Genomic DNA, 3251 nt, shown 5'->3' with positions numbered 1-3251 from the left:
GTGATACGGAAAGGAACCTACAAGATGGGAAGGTTGGAGAATTAAAATGGAAGAATTTTTAATCACTACTTGAAAGAAGAAAAGATATGGCTTTTAAAACACAAAAGCAACAGGTTATAGTTTCGATGACATCTTTTCCTGCAGCGATTTCGTATGCAGCTCAGGCCATTCGTTCTATTTTGAATGGTTCTGTGCTTCCAGATAAATTGGTGCTCTATCTGACATTCTCGCAGTTCGGAGAAGGTGGCATCCCGGAAGAGTTGAAATCATTATCCGAAAGCAATCCCGTTTTTGAAATCAGAAATTACGACAGGGATATCCGTTCTTACCGGAAACTGATACCTGCGTTGATAGATTTTCCAGAAGCAATCATCGTTACTGTGGATGATGATGTGGCTTATCACAGGCACATGCTTCGTGACTTATTGAAGCTGCATGCTAAGTATCCTCATGCGGTGTTGGCGCATCGTGTCCGACACATTAAGTTGGGCAAACCTTATCGTAAATGGAAGAAGTATCGCTGGTACTCTTTTTTGCAGAGAAGAATCCATCAGAATTTCACTAATCTGCAAACAGGAGTAGGAGGTGTCCTGTATCCTCCTCATTCATTAAGGGCTGATATGTTGGATGTGGATCTGTTTACGGAAATAGCGCCATGCACGGATGATATATGGTTTTGGGCGGCAGGCGTGGCGAATGGCTTCCCCGTGATTCCCGTACCATTTGGACGCAACAAGCCGCATGACCTGCATAAGCCTAAAGAAATATCGCTTAAGATGTTTAACTTTAAAGGAAAAATAGATAACAATGCGTTGGTATTGAATGCAATAATCGAACGCTATCCTGAAATAGAAAAACGAATTAATGGTAAGATGTGATGATAGATATTGATTTGGTATATCTTTGGGTGGATGGTAGTGACCCGAAGTGGATTGCAAAGCGAAATGCCTGCATAGGAGAATCTGCAGAAATAGACAAGAATTGCAAAGGTCGGTATGCGGACAGCGGAGAACTGAAATACAGCTTGCGTTCGGTTGAGAAGTATGCCCCCTGGATACGAAAGATTTTCATCGTCACAGACAACCAGGTACCGAAATGGCTGGATGTTTCCAATCCGAAGATTCGGATAGTGGACCATGCGGAGATTCTGCCTGTAGAATGCCTGCCATGCTTCAATTCTACCATCATAGAACATCACCTGCATCGGATTCCCGGTCTCTCCGAATACTTTCTGTACGCCAATGATGACATGCTCATCAATCGTCCGGTATCTCCTGAAACATTTTTTGCGGAAGACCTGTTGCCAAAGATACGGTTCAACCGTCGTCCTTTCCGAAGGCTGACTCTCTTCTTCAAGAAAAAGCCGTGGAGCAACTACGTGCAGAAGATTCATAATGCAGCGCTATTGGTCAAGCAGAAGTACGGGACTTATTATAACGGAAAGACCCACCATAACATTGATGCTTACCGGAAAAGCGACTACCAGCATGCAAGACAAGTATTCGACAAGGAGATTAGCGCAACGTTGTGCAACCACATGCGTTCTTCCAACGACATCCAACGGAACATGTATTCGTATGTAGCGCTTGCCGAAAAGCGTGCCCATTTGTGCTACGTCAATCAGCATACCTCTTTCCGCTTCCATATTGACAACAGAAAGCTTTATAAAAAGTTCGAGAAATACAATCCCATGCTATTCTGCATGAACGATTCACAATATGCCAACGATGAAGACAGGCAATGTTCCATCGCTTTCCTGAACAGGCTTTTTCCTGACAAGTCGCAATTCGAGAAATAAGTTATAAAGCGCGCCATAAATGCAACGTGCCGACAAGTGGATATCTTGTCGGCACGTTGCATTTATATTTCTATCCTATTTCTCTTCGATGTCATTCAGATCGTATTGGTCAAAGTATTCCGATTTCACGGTAGGCTGAGTTCCGCTTGCCCTTCCGCGCGCCTGTTTCTCGATAAATTCTTCGTACGACCGGACAGCATAATGATTGATGCGGATGACATCTTGCTGTGGCTTGCGTTCGCGGAAATGCCTTTTGACGGGCTGTCCGTGTGAATCTGCCGTATCGCCCGATATCCTTGCAACTTCATGGCATCCTATCATCGTGAAGACCCGGCGGGGATTGACAATGCTTTTCACATGACGGTTCAAGTAATGGTCCGGTTTGGAATGGAATCTGAATCTCTCCATCATGGTGCCGGGCGTTTTTTCCTTTCTGCCGCCACTGCCATATATCAGCCAGTTTATCTCTACGGCGGCAAACGATTCAAAACCTTTCAGGAACTCCGGTATGGACGCATGCTTTACAGGAACGATGAATTCGTCCAAATCAATGAAGGCAATCCAGCGGGAGGAGAGACGGTTGTTTTCCAGGCAATCATCGTATGCAGCCAATTGCTGTCTGTGTCCCGGCCAGTACTTATAGTTCACAATACCCGAACGGATATAGGGTTCTAACAGCTCCCTCGTCCCGTCCGTGCTCTCATTGTCATAGATATAGAATTTCTCTATGCCTTTGTCGAGATGCCATTCAATCCACTCCTTGAAATACGGACCCTCGTTTTTTGCAATGGCACACACAGACAGATAGGATTCGGGAAGCGTATGGTCATTCTTCATCCGCTTTTTCAATCGGAAAGCATTGCAAAGACCATACCGCAGTATTCCCCGCCATTGGTTCCGGGTCATCTTGTGTGGGATTACTCCCGCTATTATTTCAGCAAATATCTTATTCATCGCTTAGATTTCAAAACTTGACTTATCGGGCAATATGGACTGGAAAGCGTCTCTCAGGTTTTCCATGACACGGTCGTAATTGCGGATATGTATATTGTCATTCAAACAAATAAGGGTATAAGATTGCCGGTATATCGCCTTGATGGCCTGTTTGGAGCGAATCATAAGGGGAAACATCTTCGTGTCATTATACGTGTTGTAGGGCTCGAAATTCCCCCGGCATATCTGCCAGGTGCGGAAAAGCTCAGGGGTATAATCGGACAAAGCACGGAATTTGTTGGAAGAGGTTTCGGTCAGCTCTTTTCCTGCGGCTGCCCACACTTCATCGAATGTGGATTTCAAGTAGGGTTGGGCATTGTGTGGCGTGCGGAGGGTGATGAATTTGTCGTAGAATTTGAAGATATAATTCCAACGTGCCTTTGTGCCGTAACTCTTATGGAACCATTTTTCGTGGTAGCGCATCATTACTTCTTTCTTGTCGAAGTGGCGGTTGATGATT

Annotated in this window: 3 protein-coding genes and 1 pseudogene; 2 read left to right on the top strand and 2 right to left on the bottom strand. The window is 44.9% G+C overall.

The features are described from left to right. The first annotated feature begins 86 nt into the window (after positions 1 to 86). Both K2G43_RS12260 and K2G43_RS12255 read left to right on the top strand, forming a co-directional pair. Positions 87 to 878, top strand: coding sequence for a glycosyltransferase (locus K2G43_RS12260; protein ID WP_300155624.1), 792 nt, complete (start codon positions 87 to 89; stop codon positions 876 to 878). Then, complete coding sequence (locus K2G43_RS12255) at positions 878 to 1798, top strand: stealth family protein (protein ID WP_297642664.1); 921 nt, start codon at positions 878 to 880, stop codon at positions 1796 to 1798. The genes K2G43_RS12260 and K2G43_RS12255 overlap by 1 nt, the downstream gene beginning before the upstream one ends. 75 nt (positions 1799 to 1873) lie before the next feature. Here K2G43_RS12255 and K2G43_RS12250 read toward each other — a convergent pair whose 3' ends face one another. Together K2G43_RS12250 and K2G43_RS12245 are read right to left on the bottom strand one after the other, a co-directional pair. Further along, positions 1874 to 2752 (bottom strand): glycosyltransferase family 92 protein, encoded by an 879-nt coding sequence (locus K2G43_RS12250; protein ID WP_297642650.1) that lies wholly within the window; start codon positions 2750 to 2752, stop codon positions 1874 to 1876. 3 nt (positions 2753 to 2755) lie between these two features. Then, positions 2756 to 3251 (bottom strand): annotated as a pseudogene (locus K2G43_RS12245) (hypothetical protein); the annotation flags it as partial.

The organism is Bacteroides sp. (assembly GCF_029057325.1).
Lineage (GTDB): Bacteria > Bacteroidota > Bacteroidia > Bacteroidales > Bacteroidaceae > Bacteroides.
Note: the sequence above shows the minus strand (reverse complement) of the source record. Positions and strands in the feature narration are given on the sequence as shown.